Here is a 24,661-nt window from a genome sequence, read left to right as displayed (position 1 = left end):
GTCTTACTATTTAGGATAACATAAAAACAGGCAAAGGGGCAAGCCCTTCGCCTGTTTCTAACTGCATATTTATAGATTTTTCAGATTTTGGAAAATGCCTTTTTTAATCCGTGCATAGGACTTTAAAACAGCCTCCTTTGTACTGCACTCAATGGTGTAGGTCATCTCTTTTCTTTCCCTAAGAGCGTCCCAAATACTGTCCCAGGGAATCTTGCCTTCTCCCACAGCCAGATGAGCATCCCTGTCTCCGCAATTATCATGCACGTGCACATGTGTCATATCCTCTTTTAGATTGTGGCACCACTCCCGTACCGAAATTTCGGAATAGCGGTTGGCATGTCCCACATCCAGACATAAGTGAAAGTTCTCCTTTCCCACCCTCTGCACCATATCCTTTAAAGGTTTCCAGGTTCTGTCAAAGACATTTTCCACAACCACGTCTATGTCTCTTCTGTCTTCCAGAAACTCCCCGAAAAAATCTGCCATTCGCTCTGCCCAGCCAATGAGCAGGTAAGCGTCCGGATACAGACCGGAATGGTACACGATTTTCTCTGCTCCCAGTTCTCTTGCTGCCTCATACGCCTGGGCAAAACGCAGTTTCGTGACTCTGGCAATCCCACTGTCATAAGTCATGGGGTTTAAGTCTAGAAAAGGACCGTGCAAGGTCAGCCTGTCTGCACCCATAAAAGCCAGCCGCTTTTTATAGGAAGCAATGTGTGCGGATAAGGAATCCAGATTTTCGGAAATGGAAAATTCAATGCTTTCCACTCCTGCCCCGGTTTGAGCGATTACTTCCTGCATTTCTTCATCTGGTAAAAGATGGCTGATATAAATCATGGCTCTGCCTCCTGTCTTCTCCTGTCACTCTCCGGTTTTACTCAAATGTTCCCCAAGCGTGAAATTCGCCCTCTTCAAAAAGGCTGTCCACGGCCTCCATATAATCAGAAAGCTTCTGTGATTTCTTGATTTTCTTCATCTGCTTCTTATTCTCTTCAAAAAGATGTCCCATATAAAACCACAGTTCCTTCATTTTAAACAGGACGTTTCTGTCCCCGCTCATTACCGTTTCATATTCCCGGCACAATGCGTCGTGAAACTCCCGCAATTCCTGTTTTTCCAGCATTTTTCCACCCTGCAGTTCCCGCACCAATGCCGGATTCACCAGAAGGCCTCTGCCCAGCATACAGATATCCGCCTGGGGAAACTCGGTTTCAAACGCCTTACATTTTTCCAAATCAAACAAATCTCCGTTATAACAAACAGGATTTGCGCTGTTTTTTATCGCTTCTGCGAAAACTTCCCGATTGGGCGTATTCCGGTAATAATCCGTCTGTACCCTTGGATGGATAATCAGTTCCTTCAAAGGGTACTGGTTATAAATACGCAGAAGCCGGACAAACTCTTCCGGGTCCTCTTTTCCGATTCTGGTTTTTATGGAAATTTCCAGACAGGGCTTCTGAAAAACCTCGTCCAGAAACCGTTTTAAATCTTCCGTATATTCCAGAAAACCTGCTCCTTTTTTCTTCGCTGTCACCGTGCCGGAGGGGCAGCCGAGATTGAAATTGACTTCCCGGTATCCATAGCTTTCCAGCTCTTTTTCCACACGAATAAAATCCTCCGCCCGGTTGGTGAGAATCTGCGGTACCACATACATCTGAGGATTGTTTTGGGGCAGAATATCCCGGATTTCCCGGTCTGTCAGTACTTTTTTCGGGCCTGGGGAGAGAAACGGGGTAAAGTATTTATCGATTCCCGAAAAAAATTTGTGGTGCACGCTTCGGTACACGTATCCTGTAATTCCCTCCATAGGGGCAAAATAATACTTCATGTACTGCTCTCCTGTTTTCTTAAAATCTCTTTGGGCGCTTCAATTTCCGCTGCCAGTGTATGTTCTGTTAATTCAGATAAAAGTTTCAGCTTCCGGTTCAGCATGGGACGCATACAATTCGGCACATGCTCCTGATGAGCCCGGTGTATGGTTACACATTCCCTGCAGTTTCCATGATAGCCACAGGCCTTCTGGCAGGGACAGTGGTCTTTATCTTTGTAAGCTTCCCGGAATTCTGCGACAAATTCTTCCTGTAATTTCAGCCCCTCCCTGCGGTTTCCTTTGTGAAATTCTTCCATGGCCGCAAGTTCTTTGGGGTGATTCTCTATCTGCATGATATCCCTCCAACTCTTTCTTACTTTTTTACGTCAAAAGTATAGCACAGTTTCTTCACTTTTAAAACTTCTCTCATCGTCTTTTTACACCTCCAGTTTCCTGTACAAATTTTCTAAGATTGTTCTCACATGGTAAATCCCATCTTCTATCTCTTCTCTGGCATCTGAAATTTTATTCTGCACCAGATAATCCGCCACAAAACCGTCGAAAACGAAATCCGCAAAAGTAAGAAAGCAAGTACCTGTGAAAGAGGTATCAGAAAAAAGAAAAAGACTCTTATCATGACCTCTGCCACAATAAAAGTCTTGCTTTCTCATTTACTACGGGTATCTTTCGATACCGGATGACGGTTACAAAACCATCTTTTACTTTTGCTAAAAAAATCACAGAAGGAACGGAAAGTCAAATCCGTTTTTCTCATACAATTCCAAACCAGAACAGAAACCAGGCGTACTCCCTGTCCAAGTGCAATTTATCTGCAATTTCCCCGATTTCCATTCCTTTTCCCAACTGTTTTCGGATTCGCTCTATGTCCTGTTCCATAGGATTTAAAAAATTCGTTTCATTCGCGAAAGAATTTTTCATAAACTTCCTCCGTGGGCATATTCTCTCCGGTAAAAATCCGGAAAGCTGCTTCCCCCTGACGAAGAAGCATACCGATACCGCCCAGTGCGATTTTGCACCCTGCTGCCTGCGCTTCCTGCAGCATTTTTGTCTCTCTTGGGTTATAAACAGCGTCTGCAACCACAAGATTTTCTCTGAATACCCTGGTATCTTTAATCAGAGATTCCTCTTCCATCGGTTTCATACCCACCTTGGTTGCGTTCACAAGAATATGGCTTTCCCCAATTTTTTCATATAATTTCTGTTCATCCTCCAAAGGATATACGTTTACTTTTACACCGGGAACGCGCTCTTCAATTTTCTTTGCTGTATTTTCTGCATTTGCATAAAATTCGTCCCTGCGGTTAAAAATGTGAATTTCTCTGGCACCTTCCAAAGCAGACTGCACCTGAATAGCTGTAGCGGCGCCGCCTGCTCCCATCACCGTCATCACCTTATCTTTTACATCCACACCATGTTCTTTCAGATTTTTCACAAATCCTATGCCATCTGTGTTATGTCCGTAAAGCTTTCCGTCCTTTATCACCATGGTATTGCAGGCGCCGATAAGCGCCGCCGCATCAGAAAGTTCATCTGCAAGCTCTGCTGCTCTGGTCTTGCAGGGCATAGTCACATTGAAGCCGCTGCAGCCAAGGGTTTTCAAACCATTGACAGCAGCCTCGGTTTCTTCCAGCTTTACATCAAAAGCCAGATACGCACAGTTCAGATTTGTCTTCTGAAAGCTGTAATTGTACATAGCCGGAGAACCGGAGTGTCCTACCGGAGAGCCGATAAGACAAAAAAGTTCTGTTTTTCCATTGATTTCCATATGTATGCTCCTTTCTAAATTAACATCGCCGCTTTGAGGGCTTCATCGGTGGCATCCAGAGCCCTGCGCGCACGGACTGCGTCGCCTATCACAACGACTTCTTTGACAATATCTTTTATCGCTTCACTCAGTACTTCATGATTGCGGTATCCCATGGCAAGCACCACACTATCCATGTTCTCGACACGGCCTTCCGTTCCGTCTTCCAGAACATAGGAAACACCGTCTTCATAAAAGCCTGTCACTTTTGCCCCTGTAATTCCCTCTACCTGGTATTCTTTCAGTTCTTTCATAAGGAATTTTTTATGCTCAGGAATCACATCTGCTCCCAGTTCACTCCGCAGCTCGATAATGGATACCTGATGTCCCAGTTCCCCGAGAAAATCTGCCACTTCGCAGCCGACCATGCCGCCGCCGACTACCAGCACACGTTTTCCAGGTTTTACTTTCCCTTCCAGCACATCCGCTGCATGGACTGCCTTTTCGATTCCCGGAATCGGAAGCACCAGAGGATTGGAGCCGGTTGCCACAATCACTGCATCCGGATTTTTCTCGCGAATCAGTTCCGGTGTTGCCGGTGTATTGGTTTCGATTTTTACACCCTGGGCTTTACAGTTATTGATGTACCCGCAAATCATGCCATTGATACATCCTTTTCCCGGAGGATAAGCCGCCAGACGCATATTTCCGCCCAGCTTCTCTTTTTCTTCGTATAAGGTAACATTATGTCCCCGAAGTGCACAGATATAGGCAGCATACAGTCCTCCCGGACCTCCGCCGATAACCGCCACGTCTTTTTTCTGCTCTGCGGGAAACAGTTCCATTTCTCTTCCCACAAGAGGGTTCACCAGACAGGTAATAGCCTCTCCTTTAAACATATGAGGCACACAGCCCTGCAGGCATCCGATACAAGGCAGAAGCAAATCCAGTTTTCCGTCTTTTGCCTTTTGGGGAAGATTAGGGTCTGCAATGCTCTGGCGTCCAAAAGCAACCAAATCCGCTCTTCCTTCCTCCACCATCAGTTCTGCATACTGAGGCTCTGTATAACGTCCTACCGTAATCACCGGAATATGGACTGCCTGTTTGATTTCCGTCACGCAGTTTGCGCTGAAGCCTTCGTGAAGAGCGCTTGGCGCCCACATATATTCATCGTGAAGATGTACGGCTCTGGATACATGCAGGGCGTCCACACCACACTCTTTCTCCAGATAAGAAGCCACGGCTGCCGCGTCCTGAGGAGTCTGTCCTCCCAAAACATCATCAGAGGCATTGATTCTGCAGATAACTGCCAGCGCCTTTCCCGCTTTTTTTCGGATATTTTCAATAATTAACCTGGCCAGACGCATACGGTTTTCAAAACATCCGCCAAATTCATCCTGCCGTTTATTCGTTCTTTCGGAAATAAAAGAACTTACAAGATACCCATGGGCACAATGCACTTCCACGGCATCTGCTCCTGCTTTCTTTGCTCTCAGGGCCGCGTCGCCGTAAGCCTCAATCAACCGGTAAAGCTCTTCTGTGGAAATCTCTTCCGGTATCTCTGTCTTTACGGAAGCCGGAATCGCACTTGCTGATTTCAACGGATATCCGGTTACTTTTGAATTTCCCTCCGGTCCTGCGTGCTGCAGCTGAATGGATACCTTTGCTCCTGCCTGATGACAGGCGGCAATGGCCGCCTTAAAGCTGCCCACCGTATCGTCTGAGAACAGACAAGGCTTTCTGGGGCCGCCTTTTGCCTGTTCGTAAACCACCGTAGCTTCAAAGGTAATCAGTCCGAAGCCGCCTTTCGCTCTTGCTTCATAATATGCGATGGAACGTTCGCTCATTTTTCCATCTGTATTTGCAAAGTTATTTCCCATGGGACACATAACAAAACGGTTGGGAATTGTTACGTTTCCGATTTTGATTGGCTGAAACATTGCTTCAAATTTCATCTCTTATTCTCCTCCAGTCTTCTTATTTTTCCAGAATTTCCGGCCAAGAATTTTCCAGTACTTTTTTCGTATTGTCAAAATTAAATTTCGCTGCCTCAGCCACACCTGCCGCAAGGATTCTGTCGCTGATAACCTCTACACCGAAAGCCAGAGGCTCCACCCCTTTTTCTTTCAGCATTTTACAAAAAGCGGCTGTATTTCCATGTCCGGTTCCGGGAGCCAGTCTGTCGTGCATGGATTCATCTCTTAAAACAACTTCTGCATATGCTCTTTCATACACATCGTTAATCTGGACAGAGACAATCTTGTCTGCCGGAATCCCTTCCAGAACAGCCATATCCACCGGCTGATTTGCCCGAATCCAGTGCCAGGAGTCCAGAATGATTTTTGCATTTTCACATCCGCTGGCCTTTACAATTTCCCAGGCTCTTTTCACATCCGGAATTCCGCTGTATGGCATTGGTTCTACTCCGATTATGATGTTTCCGGCTCTGCCGCACAGTTCTTTCAGCTTTTGTGCTGTGTGTTCCACAGAATATCTTTCCATCAGACCGCAGTTAATATGGGCAACACCAAAGAGTTGGCACATATGAAAGCACATCTGCTCTTTGTATTTCTGTTCATAACTTCTGTTGTCCTCTGCCCACTGCACGATGTACTCTACTTCGGTCACCTGCATATCATACTTGTTCAGAATGTCTAAAATATCCTGGTCAAACAGACCTTCATTTAAAGCGTCCACATAGGTTTCCGCACGCAGCCCGATTCCTTCGAATCCTGCTTCTTTCGCTGCTTTTACCCTTTCTTCAAATGTACATTTGTCTCCCAGCGTCCATGAACTTACCGTAATTGGATGTTTTGCTGACATATTATTCGTCCTCCTTTTTATTTTTCTGCATTGCAGAGAGTTTCTGCAGCAGTTCTTCACAGATTTCAACAATTTCTTTTCCAGTGGTATCAATAATCAAATCAGCCGCCGCGCTGTATTTTTCTCTTCTGCTTTCCATCAGACTGCTGATATACGAAACATTCATATGCCCATTTAAAAGCGGTCGTTCCGTACTGTCCTTCACCCTTTCTAAAATAGCCTCCGGCTTTGCAGTCAGCCAGATAACATAGCCGTTCTTTTTCATCAGTTCCACATTATGAGGGCGAAGAGGAACCCCTCCCCCACAGGAAATCACGGCATGATTCTTGCTTCGCAGCTCAATCAGGGTATTGCTTTCACAGTTTCTGAAATATTCTTCCCCATGAACGTCAAAAATCTGACTGATTTTCATGCCTTCTTTCTCTTCAATAAAGCGGTCCATCTCTATGGTTTCCATAGCCAGCATTTTGCCCAGACAGGCGGATACGGTAGATTTTCCTGCTCCCATAAATCCTATCAGCAGGATATTTCTGTCAAACAGCGCCTTGGCCTGTATCTTCCGGCTGTTTTCCATAATTCTTTCAAAAATATGGATGATTTCTTCGCCAAAAGGTGTGCCTTCCACCTCTTTGCAAATCCGGTCCAGCTGCTTTTTCTCCTGTTCCGGCTGCAGTACCGGAAGTCCATGGTTTCTTTTGTATTGAATAATTCCCTCAATACACTCCATTCGGGTTTTCAGAGCCTGTACAATTTCTTTGTCACAGTCACCAATGATTTCTCTCAATCCCGTTAATTCTCTTTCCATCTGCTCTCTCCTGTTACTTTTCTATTTCATTTCCGTATTTTACATTCAAGATAACCGCCAGCAGGATTCCCAGGAAGGTCACTGCCATATTAAACAGCAGAATATATCTTGGTCCCTCTGCGCCTCCTGTTTTTGTCAGAAAGCCTGCCACATTGATCACCACATAATTGGACACGGAAGATGCAAACATAACCATGGCCGTAATGGTTCCCTTGTGTTCAGGATACAGCTCATTTGCCGTGGAGGTTGTAAGCTGAAGCACACCGCCCGCAGCGAAAAATCCCATGAGAAAACCTCCAACCAGACAAATCTGTGGAATTCTGATAAAGTACATCATACACAAAACCAGAAATGCGGTGGTCGGATAAGCCACCAGGATTCGGATAGGCTTTATGCCTTTCTTTACCAGTACCGAAGTCGTAAGGATAGCGGTTATAATTCCTATTGAGTAAAAGGATTGTATCATCTGAGGCTTGGCCAGGCCATATAATTTCCCCAGCTCCTGGTTGCAATTCATGAAAATCATAAAGGTTGCAGAGGAAGTAAAACCAATGCCAATGAGCAGAAGCAGCGCCGGAGAAATTTTAATTTTCTTTTTGGCAGCTTTGGCCGCTTTTCCCTTGGTGTCGGGAAGGGGCAAAAGCAAAATGGCAATGGTATCTGCGATTACTAAAACAGCTACTGTAAAAAATAAGGTATGGTATGTAATGCCTGCGTTGCTGAAGAAAATAATGACAATCGGAAGCACAAACTGACCAACGGATGTGGAAAACTTTGTGAAAAGATTGGCGACTGCACCGTTTTCACTGAAAATTTCCATGCAGGACGGCGTAACGCTGGTATCCAGAAAAGAATTTCCGATTCCGCTGCACATAAGCAGAATATATGCGGCTGCCGTGTTCGTTGTAAAAGGAAGTCCTACGAAAAACACAATGAAAAACGCCATTCCCACCAGTGCGCTTTTCTTTCTTCCGAAACTGTCAGAAAAAGGCCCTGCAACCGGAAAAGCTACCAGCCTTCCCAAGCCGATTGCCGCAATCACCGCCATGACGCGGCTGATTTCAAAGGTGCCGTCCGCCAGTCTTTCTGCGCCCCACGCAGCGGCAAATTCCTGTTTATATTGCCCTACAATGGTTGCGGAAATTCCCAGTATAAAATAAGTAATGTAAAGCGCAACTGCTGCGGGGTAGTATTTTCTTTTGTTCATATCGTCCTCCTCATTATCTGGATTGAAAAAATTCTTCTCTTATTTCATCAACCGGCATATCCTGCCCGGTGTACAATTTCACTGCCGCCGCTCCCTGGTAGAGCAGCATGCCCAGTCCATCTGCCGTCCTGCTGCCGTTTTTCTCTGCATCTTTCAGCAGTCTGGTCTTTCTCGGATTATATACGCAGTCTGTCACCAGAAGGCTTTCCCGAAACAGGGACATATCCTGTATAAGACTGCTGTTTTCCAATGGCGCCATTCCTACTCTTGTGGCATTTGTCAGCACGTCGCTATCCTGTATTTTGGCTTTCAGAAGCCCGGAATCCTCCAGGTCATAAAGCCGGATTTCCTGATTGGGAAAGGCCTCCTGCAGTTCCCGGATTTTCTTCTGGGCAAAATCCCAGAACGCATCCTTTTTATTAAACACCCAGATAGCTGACGCTCCATCTAACAAGGCCTGCACCTGTATGGCCGTTGCTGCGCCGCCTGCCCCAAGAAGTGTAATATTTTTTCCCTGTATGTCCATGCCATGGGTCTGCAGATTCATCACATAGCCCTCTCCATCTGTGATATAGCCTTTCAGGGTTCCATTGTCATTTACAATGGTATTGCAGGCGCCGGACAGCGTCACTGCCGGAGAAACCCAGTCCAGATAAGGAATCACAGCCTGCTTGCATGGCATGGTGACATTCGCTCCCTTCATTCCAAGGGTACGAAAAGCCTTTACTGCATCCTCTGTTCTCTCCCTTGGCACATCAAATGCCAGATATCGGCAGTCAAGATTCCATTTTTCAAAACAGTAATTATACATAGCCGGGGACATGGAATGTTCCACAGGCGTTCCGAATAAACCATATAATTTTGTTGTACCTGTAATCTTCATTTCTTTTCCTCGTGTTTTTTATATTTTGTATGCTGTTATTCTACAGGAATGTGAAAAAAATTATCAAATGCATTATTTTAATCAAATCAATAGTCTTTTTCTATCAATTGTGATATACTCTGAGCCAGAGAAAGCCACTGGTCTTATTTATACGTCTTATGGAGGAATACATCTATGAATTTATATCAGCTTCGCTATTTTGCGCTCTTGGCTCAGACCGGACATTTCCGGAAAACCGCAGAACAGCTTTGTATTGCCCAGCCAAGCCTCAGTCACGCCATTTCCCTTCTGGAAAAGGAACTGGGCGTCACTTTATTTGAAAAGCAGGGACGCCGCTCCGTTCTTACTCCCGAAGGAACTGAGTTTTTAAAATATGTGGAAAAATCGCTGTTGGCTCTGGATGAAGGTATTCTGAACATGCATCATCTCGCAATGGGGGAAGGAAAAATCGAATTGGGCTTTCTAAGAACCCTGGGTGTGGAATTTGTGCCTGAAGTAACCAGGAAATTTTTAGAACACCAGCAGGGAAAGAATGTTTGTTTCAAATTTAACACAGGGGTTACGCCTTCTCTTATAGAAGGTCTGAAAGATGAAACCTATGATATTGTATTTTGTACCAAATGTGAAAATGCTTCTGACATTGAATTTATTCCGGTTGCCCGTCAGGACCTTGTCGTGATTGTGCCAAGGAACCACCCTCTTTCCAAGCGCTGTGCCATAAGCCTGGAAGAACTGGCGCCTTATTCCCAGGTTTATTTTTCCCGCGCCTCCGGTCTGCGAAGCATTGTGGATGATTTGTTTCAAAAAGTGCAGGTAAAGCCGCAGATTGCCTATGAAATCGAAGAAGACATTGTCATTGCCGGGCTTGTATCAAAAGGTTTTGGGGTTGCCATTGTTCCCTACATGACAGAACTGCTCCGTATGGAAGTGAAAATCCTGCAGATTTCCCATCCATACTGGGAACGCAATTTCTACATGGCCACCTTAAAAAGCCATCATTTAACCCCTGCCGTAAAAAACTTTCATGACTATGTGGCAGAACATTATACGGATAACTCAGATAAACAACACACTTAAAAAGCAGTCATCTCCGCTTTGGAGACGACTGCTTTTTCCTTTTTATGCTGCTTTTTGTACATTTCTTCTCATACCGTTTTTCTTCTTCCTGCTTCTTCTCTTGATTTTTACTTTATCCAGAAACAGCAGAAAACCTCCTCCGCCGGTGAGAAGCAGTCCTGCGGTTTTTCCCGGCGCTCTGTATGCAATGGTAATGGTATGGTTTCCCTTGGGAACCTGGGCACCCAGAAAAGCAGTATTTACCTTTTCGGTCTGTACTTCTTTCCCGTCCACATATACCCGGAAATGTTTGTCAAAGGGAAGGCTGGTAATCAGATATCCTGCCCTGGATGTCTCCACTTTCCCAGTCAGTTGGTTATCTTCTATGGAAACCTGTTCCAGCGGATTTTGATACAGCTTTTTGGAATTTGCCTGCAGGCTTTCCAAATTGCCCCCATAGGCCTTCAGATTGCTGATTTCATAATGTCCTTTTCCCAGAATCAGCGTAACCTGCCGCTTCTCCATATCCGGCTGCACCGTAAAGGAAAAATCTCTGTTATGATTTGCATATTCATGATTTTCTGCGGTCAGACGGTTTGTCTGTCCCTGGAGACGTATGTATACATCCTGGTTGGGCTTTTTGTTTGTAAGCCTGAAAGAAAGAGCCAGCAAATCCTGGTTTTCTCCCAGGCTGTCGAGGGGTATCGTCAGCTGCAGTTCTTCCTTTGCCTCCACTTCCCAGCCATAGTCTGTTTTCTCAATCTTTCCTTTCTTTGTGTTTTGTTCCGGTATGGAAAACCCACAGGCTGACATGGACTCTAAGGTTTCCCCCTGTTTAGCCGTACTGTCTGCGTTCTTCACCACGGCTTTCTGCAGAAGCGCTGTCTGATTTTCCGGAAAATGCAAAGTACGGTACGCTTCTTCTCCCATGGTGTCCGAAGTCACATAGGCCAGAGGAGATACCGATTCATTCACATACAGATTGCCGTCTTTTCCCTCTTTGAGAAGCTGATAGCCGGCCGGCGCTTTTTGACCGGTGACATATTTTACTCCCATAAGCTGCAAAAACAGAGGATTGTCGGAGACCGCCTGCATCATAGAGTTTCGGAAATGCTGATTGAGCCCAAAGGTTTTGTTTCTAAATTCCATATAATCCTCATTGTAAGCGGAAGAATACATGGAGGTTACATTCTGCCGGATATCCCGGATACGGTCAATATCCGCCAGTTCCTCTGCCCCTCCTGCCTGTTCTTCCATGCGGTACCAGCCCGTGTCTTCCTCCAAAATTTCCTTCATAGCTTTGGTGACATCTGTTTGCACCGTCTTTTCGTAAGTTTCTGCCGGAATCATATTGGCGCTGTTTTTGTTCACCATCCAGCCGGAAAAAAACAGAATCAGACAGGCTCCAAACACAGAAAGCGGATAGCGGTTAAATTTCAGATACACCAGATACAAGAGCAGCATAAGCGCACAGTCTGCCAGAGCCGGCAGCCAGTATTGCCGGAATCCCGCAGTATCACGCTGTATGCAGATAAAGGCTGCGGCGGCCAGATAAGGCAGAATATGGAACGCCATGCGCCGCTTATTCTTTATCCATGCGGTACGTTTCAATTCCTGTATATACCTGGCAATTTCCAGAACCACCAGGGGCAGAAAAGGAATAAAGACCTTGTCTTTTACATACAGCCCGCCGTTTAAAATCCAGCCAAAGACCGGCACTGTGAACAGAATCACCAGGCCCAGAGAAAGCAGGCGGTCCTGTCTCCTGCTTCCCGGAAAAATATTCCCCAAAAGCGCTACAATGCCAAGAGCAGACATCCCCACTCCATAAGGGCTGTAAAGCAGCCGCAGAGGAGACATAAGCGTCCAGGATAAACTCGAAATCCCGCCTCCTCCTGACTGCCCTCTGGAGGACAGCACCAAAGCGGTAGGAACCAGCAGGATTCCGCAGATACAGACGCAGAGAAACAAAACACCAGCCGTCCTCGTTCCTCTTTGGAACATTTTCACTCCCGTTTTCTTCCAGTTCTCCCTGCGCTCAAATTTTGTCAGTACATAGAGCATAATGGCAGCCATGCCTCCGATACTGAAGTAAAAACTCGTCAGAATCATGCCGCACACCCCTGCAATCAACAATCCTTTTTTCCGCTTTTGGCAATAGGCGTCCACCCCCAGCAGCGCCAGACATAAAAAAGGCATATAATTCACAAACATCAGCTGATTATAAGAGTGATACAAAAGTGGTGTCGCCAGGGTAAATAAAACAGCTGCTGCCCTTGACAGAACCCGGTCGGAAAGATTTCTTTTCAGCCATTGGTAGAAAAGAAAGGAGGAGGCTGAAAAAGAAAGTATGCTGGTGAACATAATATAATGGTCCATTTCCACAAAAGGCAGAAGATAGGAAAGCAGAATCACCGGGCTGAACAGTCCGTAATAGGAAAAATTGTAAATATTCTGCCCGCCTCCCAGGTTCCACGCAATATCCGGAAACAAATCTCCGGTTGCGTAAAACCTCTGCCGGAAGTAATCAGGAATGACGCTGTGCTGGCTAATCCAGTCTACCTTTGAGCCGAAAACGCCATACTGCATAACAAACAGCCAGCACAATACCCAGGTTCCCAGTATCAGTACAATTCCCGTAAGGTCAAATATTCTTTTTTTCATGATGTTTTCCTTTCTGTCTCTTTTACGACCCCCATTATAACAGCAAAAAGCGACTTTTTTTCTATAAAAATTCTGATATTTTTCTTAAGTTTTTTTTAATTTCCTGTTTTTCATACCTTATCAAACCATAAAAATGCGTCCAAAAACAGCAACACCTGCTTTCAGACGCAAATCAAACTCTTATTTTCTTTTTAAAAACCACAGTACCATGACCGCGCAGTAACACAACGCAAATCCCCATGCCATGGGATTTGCAAAACAGACGGCAGTAAATCCAGCTCCGCTTACCGCTATCCAGCCTCCCAGGCCTCTTCCTGCCAGTTCCCAGATACCGGATAAGACGGCATGTCCTGCATATCCCATACCCTGCAGCACGTTCCTGAATATCATCAAAAGCCCGTGAAGAAGAAACAGGCAGCTGCAAATCATCAGATATTTTTCTGCATTCCGGGCAACCTGTATACTGCCGCTGCCCAGCACAAGCTGTACCAGAATCCCTTTCATCAGAAGTAAAATCACCCAGACTACCGCGCAGTAGAGCGCCTGTATGACTATACCGTCCCGAATTCCTCTTTTAATTCTGTCCATACGGCCGGCGCCGAAGTTCTGCCCTGCATAAGTTGCCATGGCCATTCCTATGCTTTCCATAGGCAGCGTAAACATCTGGCGGATTTTTTCTCCTGCCGTCTGCGCTGCCACAGCTCCACTGCCCAGGATGTTAATGGCGTCCTGCAAAAGAATGGCCCCTACTGCTGATACGGAATACTCCACCCCCATAGGCAGTCCGATTATGCAAAGCTTTCTTATATGCCGAAAGGAAAGACTCATATCTTCTCTTCGGATTTCTATCAATTCCATGCGCCGAAACATCCACCAGGTATTCAAAAGCCCGCTGACAAGCTGGCTGATAACGGTAGCCGCTGCTGCTCCCTCCACACCTGTATGAAAATCTGTAATAAATACATAATCCAGTACAACATTTAAGATACTGGAAAACAGCAGGAAATAAAAGGGATGTCTGGAATCCCCCAGCGCCCGCAGCACACTGGCAGAATAGTTATACAGAATACTGGCCGGAATCCCCAAAAATAGAATACGAATATAGGATACTCCCATAGAAAAAATATTTTCCGGCGTATTCATAGCAGCCATAAGAGGCGCTGCCAGTATCACTGTTCCCACAGTCAACAGAACGCTGAAAAAACTTCCCACCCAGAATCCATTCCACAAGAAACGGTGCAGTTCCCTCTTCTCTCCTGCTCCAAAACTCTGGGCCAGAGGAATGCCAAATCCCACACAAGCCCCCTGTACAAACCCCAGAATGAGAAAATGCAGGGAATAGGTAGCCCCCACTGCTGCCAGAGCGTCAATACCCAGACACCGTCCTACGATCACGGTATCTGCAAAACTGTAAAGCTGTTGGAACATGGTTCCGAATACCAGGGGCAGGGCAAAGAGAAGAATCTGCTTTAACGGATGTCCCACCGTCAAATCCATACTTTTCTGTTTTTTGTTTTCACTTGTTTTGATATCTTCCATTTTCATATTCTCCCAAGTTTCTTTAAATTTTTCCCAACTGGTATTGTATCATTGACTTTTCCAAAGATAAAATATATGATTTCTATAGATTCATTTATTTTCACTATGAATTTTAGGAGGAACTCTCTTTATGACCTTGGAACAATTACGCTACTTTCAGGCAGCAGCCCGGCTGCAGCACATGGGAAAGGCCGCCCTGCAGGAAAACATTTCCCAACCCAGTCTCAGCATTGCCATAAAAAAGCTGGAAACGGAATTTGGCGTCCCCCTTTTCAAACCAAACGGACGAGGCGTTGAGCTGACCTCACAGGGAAAAGCATTTCTTCCTTATGCGGACAGTATTCTTTTACAGGCCCAACAGGCCAAAAAACAGATGAACGCCTGTGCAGACAGCTTTAACGGCGAAATCCGGGTAGCTTATACTGCGTCCATGGCCTACGGCTACATTCCCCGGCTGTTTAAAAACTTTCTCTCGCAAATCGGAAAAGCATATGTGATTTATTCAGATGAAATGCCCAGTGATGATATTGCCGCGGGACTAAAAAGCGGCCGGTTTGACTTAGGTATCTGTTCCAAAATAAAACCGGAGCCGGAGTTAATACAGATTCCCCTTCTGTATCAGCCTCTGGTGGTGCTTTTGCCGGATACCAAAGCCTTTGCCCAGTGTTCTTTGGACCGCTTAGAAGACCTGTGTGCCTATCCCTTCGTATCCTACCGGAAGGATTATCCCATGTACCGCCAGATTTCCGCTCTCTTTCAGAGAGAAGGGCTGACACCTGCCATTACCCACTTCGCCTACAGTGAGGATGCCATTGCCCGCCTGGTGGAACAAGAACTGGGAATCTCCATTGTGGCTCAGACGGAATCCCTGTCTCAATACCGTGTCCGCACCATCCGTCCAAACTGGCTGAAAGAAGGCCGCCATATCTATCTCACCTTCCACCGCCTGCGGGTTCAGGGAGAAGGCGTGAAGAAAATGAAAGATTTTCTGAAAATTTTCACAGAACAATTCCCAACCCCATAAAAAAACTGCTGTGTCAGACACAGCAGTTTTTTTGATAACATTTTGAATTTTATTTAAAGTATTCCACACCGGACTCAAAGATCTTGATATCCTGTTCTCCGTAGATGTTCATGGCAACGCCGTCACCACGTCTTTCGGAATGTGCCATCTTACCAAGTACACGGCCGTCCGGGCTTGTGATACCTTCGATTGCACAGTAGGAACCGTTTACATTCCACTCTTCGTCCATAGTAATATTGCCGTTTACATCACAGTACTGTGTGGCAACCTGACCGTTTTCAAAGAGTTTTTTCAGCCACTCGTCATTGGCAACGAAGCGCCCCTCTCCGTGAGAAGCCGGGTTGGTGTAAACCTTTCCAAGCTCTGCTTTCTGCAGCCATGGGGATTTGTTTGTCACTACCTTTGTGTAAACCATCTTGGAAATATGACGTCCAATGGTATTAAAGGTCAGGGTTGGTGACTGTTCTGTCTGTCCCACGATTTCCCCGTACGGTACCAGTCCCAGCTTAATCAGCGCCTGGAAACCATTACAGATACCAAGGGCCAGACCGTCTCTCTCATTTAACAGCCGCATAACCGCTTCTTTGATTTTTGCATTCTGGAATGCGGTTGCAAAGAATTTAGCAGAACCGTCCGGTTCGTCACCTGCGGAAAATCCGCCTGGGAACATAATCATCTGGGCCTGGTCAATGGCTTTTTCAAAGGTCTCCACAGAATCGCGGATATCTGCTGCGTCCAGATTCTTAAATACTTTGGTAATGACTTTTGCACCTGCACGTTCAAAGGCTTTTGTACTGTCATATTCGCAGTTTGTACCCGGGAATACCGGAATAAATACCGTAGGCTGTGCAATCTTATGGGCACAGATGTGGATATCCTTTGTGTCGTAAACACCCTTGTCCATGCTTACCGTTGCATCGTCGGTCTCTGAACCGGAGCGTGTCTTAAACACTTTTTCCAGCGGCGCCTTCCAGGTTTCCAGAGCCTCTGCCATGGAAATGCTCATATCCTTGTACTCCATGGATGCGCGGTCTGTCACTTCACCAATCAGCGTATAGGTCATAGCCAGCTCGCCCACTTTGCCTTCTGCCACTTCACAGATAATATCGCCAAAGCCTGCGCCGAACAAGTCTCTTTCGTCCACATTCTGTTCTATTTTTACACCCATCTGATTACCAAAAGCCATTTTGGAAACAGCCGCTGCAATACCCTGACGGTCTAAGGCATAAGCAGAAAGCACGCGGCCTGCCTGGATGTCTTCGTGAAGTTTTGCATACTGCTCTTTTAAGGCTTCAAAATCCGGCAAATCGTATTCTGCTTTCGGCATACGCAGCCATACCAGCTTGCTGCCTGCTTTTTTCAGTTCCGGTGTAATCACATCTTTCTGTTTTGCCACATCCACAGCAAAGGAAACCAGTGTAGGCGGTACATCAATTTCATTGAAGGTACCGGACATGGAGTCCTTGCCGCCGATAGACGGAAGTCCAAAGCCAAGCTGCGCTGCATAAGCACCCAGAAGCGCTGCGAACGGCTGGCTCCAGCGGTGTGCGTCTTCTGTCATTCTGCGGAAGTATTCCTGGAAGGTGAAACGGATTTTGCTGTAGTCTCCGCCTGCTGCCACGATTCTTGCCACAGATTCTGTCACTGCATAAACAGCGCCGTGGTATGGACTCCAGCTGGACAGGTATGGGTCAAAGCCGTAGCTCATCATAGTAACCGTTTCTGTCTTTCCGTTTAATACCGGCACTTTGGCTACCATAGCCTGTGTCTCCGTCAGCTGATATTTCCCGCCGTAAGGCATAAACACACTGCCTGCGCCGATGGAACCGTCAAACATTTCCACTAAGCCCTTCTGGGAACACTCGTTTAAGTCAGCAAGGGTATTCAGCCATTTTGTCTTCACATCTGAGACTTCTTCTGTATGCGCGAACAGATTTCCTTCTTTTCCCGGAATTTCCACATAGACATCGGTTTCCTGATGTGCGCCGTTGGTATCCAGGAATGCTCTGGACAAGTCAACAATGGTTTTTCCTCTCCAGTTCATCACCAGCCTTGGGCTTTCGGTAACTTCTGCCACCGGAATGGCTTCCAGGTTTTCTTCTTTTGCATAACCTAAGAAAGTTTCCACATCTTTCGGGTCAATGACAACGGCCATACGTTCCTGTGATTCGGAAATGGCAATTTCTGTTCCGTCCAGACCTGCGTATTTCTTCGGCACTTTATCCAAATCAATTTTCAGTCCTGCTGCCAGTTCGCCGATAGCAACAGACACACCGCCGGCACCGAAATCGTTACATTTTTTAATCAGATAGCTGACTTCTTCTCTTCTGAACAGTCTCTGAATTTTTCTCTCTGTGGGAGCATTTCCCTTCTGTACTTCTGCACCGCAGGTTTCGATGGATTCCTCTGTGTGTACCTTGGAAGAACCGGTTGCACCGCCGCAGCCGTCACGTCCGGTACGTCCGCCCAGTAAGATAATGATATCGCCCGGGTCAGAATTTTCACGGATAACAGCTCTTCTTGGGGCTGCACCTAAAACTGCGCCGATTTCCATACGTTTTGCCACATAATCCGGATGGTAAATTTCTTTTACATAACCGGTAGCCAGACCAATCTGGTTTCCGTAGGAAGAATAGCCGTGAGCAGCGCCGCGCACCAGCTTCTTCTGAGGAAGTTTGCCTTTCATGGTTTCTTTGACGGAAACCGTAGGGTCCGCCGCACCGGTTACACGCATGGCCTGATATACATAAGTACGTCCGGAAAGCGGGTCACGGATAGCGCCGCCAAGGCAGGTAGCTGCACCGCCGAATGGTTCGATTTCTGTAGGATGGTTGTGTGTTTCATTCTTGAAGTTAATGAGCCACTCTTCTTCTTTTCCGTCTACATCTACCGGTACCACGATAGAGCAGGCGTTGATTTCATCGGATTCCTCCTGGTCCTGCAGCTTACCTTCGGCTTTTAATTTCTTCATAGCCATAAGAGCCAGGTCCATGAGGCAGACAAACTTGTCGTCTCTGTCCTTGTAAATCACCTGACGGTCTGCCAGATATTTTTTGTAAGTTTCTTCGATGGGGGCTTTATAATCTCCTTCGCCAAAGGTTACATGCTTCAATTCCGTAGAAAATGTGGTGTGACGGCAATGGTCAGACCAGTAAGTATCCAATACGCGGATTTCCGTCATGGACGGGTCGCGTTTTTCTTCGTTTTTATAATAATTCTGAATATGCAGGAAATCTTTGAACGTCATAGCCAGATTCAGGGAATCGTATAATTCCTTTAAATCCGCCTCGGCCATGTCTGCAAACCCTTCAAAAATTTTCACATCTGCAGGTTCGTCAAAGTTTGTCACCAGCGTTTCCGGTTTTTCAGCCTCTGCTTCTCTGGAATCCACCGGGTTAATGCAATGGTTTTTAATAGCTTCCAGTTCTCCGTCAGAAATGTTTCCTTCGATAACATAAGTGGTTGCGGAGCGGATAATCGGCTGCTCGTCCTCTTTTAAGAACTGTACGCACTGTACGGCAGAATCTGCTCTCTGGTCAAACTGTCCCGGCAGATATTCCACAGAAAATACCCGGTCTCCCTCTTTACATTCAAAAGTTTCTTTAAATAAATCATCCACCGGAGGTTCGGAAAAGACACAGGCACATGCTTTTTCAAACACCTCATCGGAAATATTTTCCACATCATAACGAATCAAAACACGAACGCCTGTAACGTCTTTAATTCCCAGGTAGCTCTCAATTTCGTGCTGTAATTCCTTTGCCTGCACGGCAAAATCTGCTTTTTTCTCAACATAGACACGCTTTACGCTGCTCATATTGACTCCTTTCTGCCCGATGGGGACAAATGGTATTTTTGCAATTCTTTTGCATTTCTATGGATAGTGTAGCATAGGAAACTTTATAAGTAAAATTAATATGACTAATATTTTTTATAAGCAAAACTTATACGTTGACATCTTCCTTTCCTCTTTATATAGTATACTTTGAAGTTTCTGTTTCTCATTCATTTTCAGGAAAGGATTTTACTCTATATGGATATCAGTTTTGAACTTTATAAAGTTTTTTACTACGTTGCCACCACCCTAAGTTTCTCTGAGGCATCCCGGCAGCTCTACATTTCCCAGTCGGCAGTCAGCCAGTCCATAAAGGCACTGGAGCAGAAGCTGGGGCATGCGCTTTTTCTCAGAAATACAAAAAAAGTCACTCTGACACCGGAAGGAGAAGCACTCCTGCGCCACGTAGAACCGGCAGTGAATCTTCTATACGAGGGAGAAAATCAGATTTTAAATTCCCCTTCCCAGGAAACGCCCCTGCGCATCGGGGCCAGCGACACCATATGCCGCTATTTTCTGATTCCGTATTTTAAGCGGTTTCATAAAGAATTTCCCAATGTGCACATTAAGGTAACCAACTCCACTTCCGGGGGATGTGTTTCCCTGCTGCACAACAACCGGGTGGACTTCATTGTAGCCAATGCGCCCAATCCCTATCTGACTTCCAAAGATACCTGCTGTGTCATTCGGGAATTTCAGGATATTTTCGTTGCGGGAAAACGCTTTTTCAACCTGGAGGGACAGACTTTATCCCTGGCCCAGCTTACCCAGTATCCCATTCTGATGCTGGACAAAACCAGCACCACCAGCGGATTTCTGCAGCAGACTTTCAGCAAACACGGACTTTCCCTTACACCGGAGGCCGAACTTTCCAGCAATGATTTACTGCTGGATTTGGCCCGCATTGGTCTGGGCATCACCACAGTTCCGGATTATGTGCTGGAACACCGCAAAAAAGAATTTTACCAGCTGCAGCTAAAAGAAACCATTCCCAAACGGAAGTTGATTTTGGCTTATAATCCACAGCTTCTGACTTCTCCGGCTGCTCAGAAGTTTCTTCAGTATCTGGTGCCGGAAACAACCTAAAGGAGATTTACTAACATGAAACTATCTGCAAAAGCCACCATTTACGGCTGTTATCTGGGCTATATTACCCAGGCCATTGTAAACAATCTGCCGCCTCTGCTTTTCCTCACTTTCCGCAGGGAATTCGGCGTTACCCTGGATCAAATCAGTCTTCTCATCACCATGAATTTCTGTGTGCAGATTCTGGTGGATTTGATTTCGCCCAAAATTATTGAAAAAACAGGCTATCGGAAAGCCGCTCTGTGCGCCTTTCTCACGGTCATGCTGGGACTTACGGGATTTTACTGGATTCCCTTTGTCCTGCCTCCCTACGCCGGAATTCTCCTCTGCATGGTCTGCAATGCCATTGGCGGCGGTATTTTAGAAGTGATTGTCAGCCCCATGGTAGAGGCCTGCCCCGGAGAGAACAAAGAGGCCCGCATGAGTTTTCTTCATTCCTTTTACTGCTGGGGCCACATGGGCGTGGTACTGCTCTCCACCCTGTATTTTGCCCTGGCGGGCATTGAAAACTGGCGGTTTCTGCCGCCTCTTTGGGCTCTGGTGCCTCTGGGAACTTTCCTGCTTTTTACCAGAGTCCCCATTTATGCCGTACACGGCGATGACGAAGAAACAAAACTGCCTAAAAGCATTTTCCGCTATAAAGTTTTCTGGGTGCTGTTTCTCCTCATGGTGTGCGCCGGTGCCTCCGAGCAGGCAGTCAGCCAGTGGTCCTCCCTCTTTGCTGAAGAAGGATTAAAAGTTTCCAAAACCATGGGGGACTTGCTTGGCCCCTGTGCCTTTGCATTCTGTATGGGACTGAGCCGCCTGTTCTATGGACGAAAGGGAGAAAAGCTGAATATTTTGCTGTCCCTGAAAGCCACCTCCGTGCTCTGTGTGGCCGGATATCTGATTACCGCCCTCTCGCCTCTGCCCCTGCTTTCTCTGGCAGGATGCGCCCTCTGCGGATTTTCTGTGGGACTGATGTGGCCGGGAGTCTTTTCCCTTGGGGCCTCCTATCTGAAGGGCGGCGGTACTTTCATGTTCGCCATGTTTGCCCTGGCCGGAGACGTGGGCTGCTCCGCCGGCCCTGCGGTGGTAGGAATCCTGTCTGATATGACAGGGAAATTAAATCTGGGTATCCTGGCTGCCGTGGTCTTTCCCATAGGGCTTTGGGGGCTTAGCTGGGGACTGGGAAAACGGAGAGGATAAGTTTTCTGTCTGCATATACTGCAGGCCCCGGATTCTTCGGGGCCTGCAAGACTTTTGGGCATATCAATAAAAAGGGGATTGCATGATTACTTAATTTCCTGAATTCCACCAAATTCATTGCTAATGTATTCAGGAATTTCAAACTGTGTCTGTCCCAGGGTAATTTTATGCACATCTTTTGCAATATTCATCATAACCTGGTATATTTTTTCTTCATCTGTATCGTTTGCGATGGTTGTCTGAATATCTGTTTTTTTAGAAGCATTGAACTGAATGCTCTCTTCCTTGGTATTCGAATTTAAACTTGTAAGCGCAAATCCAATGGCTCCCTTTACAGAGGCCGTCAGGTCAGAAGTACATCCCTGCCCCGGACCAGCTCCTCCCTCCAACGAAATAGAAGTATTCGTACCTATCTGCGAAACCACCGTTTCGCTCAGAGAATATCCTACCGCTACTTCTAATTGCTCCTTATATTCCACTTTTCCATGTGGCTGAACATAAATTTTTTTACCGCTGGGTACACATACCACTTCTGCCCTTTTATGGTCTTCATACTTCAAGCCTGAAGTCACCCTGTATTTTCTCACTTTACGGTCTTCAATCCACTCTCTGCAGGAAAAATGTGCTGTCGGCGCATTATTTTCCTGGCGCCGCACTTCAAAATAATCCAGATACCAGCCGGCACCGCCCCATCTGCAGTCACTCCGCAGTTCCGCTTTATACACGTCGCCAATAGACTGCGGCAACTCTAATGTCAACTTATCCGTCTGATTTCTCTCAAACGCATTTCCGCGGATACGCTCGCTGACCTCATACTCATCTGATTGCCCCAGTGTGCCGAAAAGTGTCACAAAAATACAGGAATCTGTTCCCGCATAGCATTCATCTCCTGTGTGAAATTTCAGTTCATATTTTGTTTTTCCCATCCTCATTCTCCTCATATTTTGTATACATTTTGAAAGAAACAGCTATGTAAAATTTCCGTACAGTCTGGTTCCCAGTAATGGAAGTTCCAGTTCGTCCAGAACCTCATTAATCTGCCAGACCAGCGAAATATTTTTGTTCCATTCTGACTGATGTTCCAGAAAATACAAAACAATCATATCTGTCGGCAGGGATTTGGATAACACATACCCCGCTGTCCTCAATACCTGCTGAATTTCCTCTGTTTCCATTCCCATGGATATGACAAGGGCAAGCAGACTTTCCTTGGACGGCTTTCTGTCCGCCTTTATGTAATAAAGCATACGTTCCGTCACATTGGCCTCTGTAAACAGTTTTTTCTGCTTGTCTGTGTATTGCTTAAAAAGTTTCTGAACACCTGTATTTTCTTCCTGTTCCCCCTGTAAAGACAAACCTGCCTTATTAGCCAGAAGTTCTGCTGCTTCGTCAGACAAACAAAACAGTTCCGCTGCCTTTAACACGGTAAAATACCTTTTTTTTGTTTGTGTACTGCATGGATTAGCCTTCCAGTAAGTCACCTGCTGTCTGCTGATTCCCAGAAGCCTATATACTTCGTTCAACGTTCCATAGCCATACCGGGTCTTATACTCTTCCGCAATGCTTCTCAAACTGTCGCAAAACCCTTCCTCTAAAACCAGCGCATGCTGCTCCAATCTCTTATTTTTCCATTGTTCATTTGCTATTCCTTTCTTTTATCCTTTGCGTTTGCTTTTATCTTTCACAGTTCTTTCTTCTGTTCGCTTTTTCTTCATCACCTTCTCTGTTCCAAGCATTCCCGGGAGGTTTGCATCAACCTTTGTTTTGCAACAATTTTGTTACTGTCTGAAATATAACACAGACAACATGGAAAACTATGAACTTAATTTTGCTCTCAAAAAAACTGTTTATCTATTATCCGTATTTCCCATTAAAAAAATTGTCGGATAAAGAAATTATGCAGATGACTGAATACTTTTTTATTCATTCGGTCATCTGATATTCCCCTTTACCCAAACATAAACTCATCCAGGTCTATCAGTACTTTTTTCAGTTCCTCATTTGTCTCTTGTTCTATCGCTTTTTCGATAAAAATCCCGTCTTAATCTGTGTACTGCATTTTGCGGCTACTAACACCCTGCGTATGAAGCACATCGTTGAATTTAATATTTTGTACACATTGGCTGGAGACATCTTCCGTTTATCTGCAAGGCTATATATAATGAATATCGGAAAACTCAATTTTTCTTTCTTCTTGTATCCCCATGTCTCTTCCCTTATAATAAAGCTATCAACAAAAACGAAAGGATTACCATTATGACACCATTTTTTCATGAGGCCTTCTATATGTGCCTGTTCCCCATATTGATTCTAATTATCCAAAGCCTGTGTTTCCCTGTTTCACAAGCGCATTCTAAAACCATTTCTCTCCCTTGGAAAATGACTGCCTTATTTCTTTCCCTGCTTTATCTATGCATGTCTTCTATGACAGAAGTCCTAAAAGAAAAACTGCCGCTTACCATAAAACTGTTTCTACTTCTTTGCAGCTTTATGGCCTGTTACCTGTTACTTTTACGCATAGGAAACTTTTCTCCAAAGAAAACTGTTCTTCCCGTTACCTTTAGAAAAATTGGGAAAACACCGGTTTATCTGGTCATGATTCCCATTACACTACTGAGCATTTTCATCATTGCAGGCTGCTATCCCGGCGTTTTCTCCACTGACTCCGCCAGCAACTGGAATGACGTTGCTACCAATACCTTCAGCAACTGGCATCCTGTTACCTATTTGTATATTTTAAAGATTATCCAGCGAATTTTCGGAAATCCCTTTCCCCTGGTTATCCTGCAAACACTCCTCTGGCTCTTTGCCAGTCAATATGCGGTGTATCTTTTGGAAAAATACACTTCCATCCGGTACGGCGATATTCTGTATACGCTATTCAGTGTGATTTTTATTTACAGCTACCGCGCACTTGGAAATATCGAAAAAGACACTCTGTGGAACATTGCTCTGTTTTTATTCTGCCTGTTCCTC

The 24,661-nt window shown here is 45.7% G+C and carries 21 protein-coding genes; 5 read left to right on the top strand and 16 right to left on the bottom strand.

The window, feature by feature from the left end; genetic code table 11:
* Positions 1 to 69: 69 nt before the first annotated feature.
* The 11 genes from WKT17_RS01195 to aroE (WKT17_RS01145) form a co-directional block, all read right to left on the bottom strand.
* Positions 70 to 837, bottom strand: coding sequence for a sugar phosphate isomerase/epimerase family protein (locus WKT17_RS01195; protein ID WP_291682090.1), 768 nt, complete (start codon positions 835 to 837; stop codon positions 70 to 72).
* Positions 838 to 874: 37 nt separating this feature from the next.
* Positions 875 to 1,828 (bottom strand): tRNA dihydrouridine synthase, encoded by a 954-nt coding sequence (locus WKT17_RS01190; RefSeq protein ID WP_298060974.1) that lies wholly within the window; start codon positions 1,826 to 1,828, stop codon positions 875 to 877.
* Positions 1,825 to 2,163, bottom strand: a complete 339-nt coding sequence (locus WKT17_RS01185; RefSeq protein ID WP_173747232.1) for an LPS biosynthesis protein — start codon at positions 2,161 to 2,163, stop codon at positions 1,825 to 1,827. Before WKT17_RS01185 ends, WKT17_RS01190 begins: the two co-directional genes overlap by 4 nt.
* 84 nt (positions 2,164 to 2,247) lie before the next feature.
* A complete protein-coding gene (locus WKT17_RS01180; RefSeq protein WP_173747231.1) occupies positions 2,248 to 2,481 on the bottom strand; it encodes a hypothetical protein in 234 nt (77 codons plus the stop codon).
* 100 nt (positions 2,482 to 2,581) lie between these two features.
* On the bottom strand, positions 2,582 to 2,749 hold the full coding sequence (locus WKT17_RS01175) for a hypothetical protein (RefSeq protein ID WP_173747230.1): 168 nt from the start codon (positions 2,747 to 2,749) through the stop codon (positions 2,582 to 2,584).
* Positions 2,727 to 3,602, bottom strand: coding sequence for a shikimate dehydrogenase (gene aroE / locus WKT17_RS01170; protein WP_334297943.1), 876 nt, complete (start codon positions 3,600 to 3,602; stop codon positions 2,727 to 2,729). Before aroE (WKT17_RS01170) ends, WKT17_RS01175 begins: the two co-directional genes overlap by 23 nt.
* Before the next feature lie 8 nt (positions 3,603 to 3,610).
* Positions 3,611 to 5,530 carry an oxidoreductase gene (locus tag WKT17_RS01165; protein ID WP_294542818.1) on the bottom strand — a complete coding sequence of 640 codons (1,920 nt, stop codon included), beginning with the start codon at positions 5,528 to 5,530 and terminating at the stop codon, positions 3,611 to 3,613.
* A gap of 22 nt (positions 5,531 to 5,552) precedes the next feature.
* On the bottom strand, positions 5,553 to 6,398 hold the full coding sequence (locus tag WKT17_RS01160) for a sugar phosphate isomerase/epimerase family protein (RefSeq protein WP_173747227.1): 846 nt from the start codon (positions 6,396 to 6,398) through the stop codon (positions 5,553 to 5,555).
* Position 6,399: 1 nt separating this feature from the next.
* The gene (locus tag WKT17_RS01155) at positions 6,400 to 7,203 is read right to left on the bottom strand and encodes a shikimate kinase (protein WP_173747226.1); all 804 of its coding nucleotides are present in this window, start codon (positions 7,201 to 7,203) and stop codon (positions 6,400 to 6,402) included.
* A gap of 13 nt (positions 7,204 to 7,216) precedes the next feature.
* Positions 7,217 to 8,410, bottom strand: a complete 1,194-nt coding sequence (locus WKT17_RS01150; protein ID WP_294542815.1) for an MFS transporter — start codon at positions 8,408 to 8,410, stop codon at positions 7,217 to 7,219.
* A 13-nt stretch (positions 8,411 to 8,423) separates the two neighbouring features.
* Positions 8,424 to 9,293: a shikimate dehydrogenase gene (gene aroE, locus WKT17_RS01145; protein WP_294542813.1), complete on the bottom strand. Its 870-nt coding sequence runs from the start codon at positions 9,291 to 9,293 to the stop codon at positions 8,424 to 8,426.
* Positions 9,294 to 9,467: 174 nt separating this feature from the next.
* Between aroE (WKT17_RS01145) and WKT17_RS01140 the strand changes: the two genes are divergently transcribed.
* The gene (locus WKT17_RS01140; RefSeq protein WP_294542811.1) at positions 9,468 to 10,370 is read left to right on the top strand and encodes a LysR family transcriptional regulator; all 903 of its coding nucleotides are present in this window, start codon (positions 9,468 to 9,470) and stop codon (positions 10,368 to 10,370) included.
* A gap of 42 nt (positions 10,371 to 10,412) precedes the next feature.
* Here the strand turns inward: WKT17_RS01140 and WKT17_RS01135 are convergent, their stop codons facing one another.
* Both WKT17_RS01135 and WKT17_RS01130 read right to left on the bottom strand, forming a co-directional pair.
* Positions 10,413 to 13,013, bottom strand: a complete 2,601-nt coding sequence (locus WKT17_RS01135; protein ID WP_294542809.1) for a YfhO family protein — start codon at positions 13,011 to 13,013, stop codon at positions 10,413 to 10,415.
* Positions 13,014 to 13,193: 180 nt separating this feature from the next.
* Positions 13,194 to 14,552: an MATE family efflux transporter gene (locus WKT17_RS01130; RefSeq protein WP_173747221.1), complete on the bottom strand. Its 1,359-nt coding sequence runs from the start codon at positions 14,550 to 14,552 to the stop codon at positions 13,194 to 13,196.
* Positions 14,553 to 14,682: 130 nt separating this feature from the next.
* Here WKT17_RS01130 and WKT17_RS01125 point away from each other — a divergent pair, with 130 nt between their 5' ends.
* Entirely contained in the window at positions 14,683 to 15,576 is an 894-nt protein-coding gene (locus WKT17_RS01125; protein ID WP_294542807.1) for a LysR family transcriptional regulator, read from the top strand.
* 49 nt (positions 15,577 to 15,625) lie between these two features.
* On the opposite strand, the gene WKT17_RS01120 is transcribed toward WKT17_RS01125, so the two are convergent.
* Entirely contained in the window at positions 15,626 to 19,393 is a 3,768-nt protein-coding gene (locus WKT17_RS01120; RefSeq protein ID WP_291682082.1) for a phosphoribosylformylglycinamidine synthase, read from the bottom strand.
* 216 nt (positions 19,394 to 19,609) lie between these two features.
* Between WKT17_RS01120 and WKT17_RS01115 the strand changes: the two genes are divergently transcribed.
* Together WKT17_RS01115 and WKT17_RS01110 are read left to right on the top strand one after the other, a co-directional pair.
* Entirely contained in the window at positions 19,610 to 20,497 is an 888-nt protein-coding gene (locus tag WKT17_RS01115) for a LysR family transcriptional regulator (protein ID WP_291682081.1), read from the top strand.
* A 15-nt stretch (positions 20,498 to 20,512) separates the two neighbouring features.
* Entirely contained in the window at positions 20,513 to 21,685 is a 1,173-nt protein-coding gene (locus WKT17_RS01110) for an MFS transporter (RefSeq protein ID WP_173747217.1), read from the top strand.
* Between the two features lie 86 nt (positions 21,686 to 21,771).
* Here WKT17_RS01110 and WKT17_RS01105 read toward each other — a convergent pair whose 3' ends face one another.
* Both WKT17_RS01105 and WKT17_RS01100 read right to left on the bottom strand, forming a co-directional pair.
* Positions 21,772 to 22,611: a PLAT/LH2 domain-containing protein gene (locus WKT17_RS01105; RefSeq protein ID WP_294462535.1), complete on the bottom strand. Its 840-nt coding sequence runs from the start codon at positions 22,609 to 22,611 to the stop codon at positions 21,772 to 21,774.
* A 42-nt stretch (positions 22,612 to 22,653) separates the two neighbouring features.
* A complete protein-coding gene (locus WKT17_RS01100; protein WP_330027411.1) occupies positions 22,654 to 23,301 on the bottom strand; it encodes a hypothetical protein in 648 nt (215 codons plus the stop codon).
* A gap of 808 nt (positions 23,302 to 24,109) precedes the next feature.
* Between WKT17_RS01100 and WKT17_RS01095 the strand changes: the two genes are divergently transcribed.
* Positions 24,110 to 24,661: hypothetical protein (locus WKT17_RS01095; RefSeq protein WP_340271793.1), on the top strand; the 552-nt coding region annotated here is incomplete at its 3' end.

Source organism: Blautia sp. HCN-20427 (genome assembly GCF_037890365.1).
Classification (GTDB): Bacteria; Bacillota; Clostridia; order Lachnospirales; family Lachnospiraceae; genus Blautia.
This window is presented reverse-complemented; position numbering and strand designations above follow the sequence as displayed.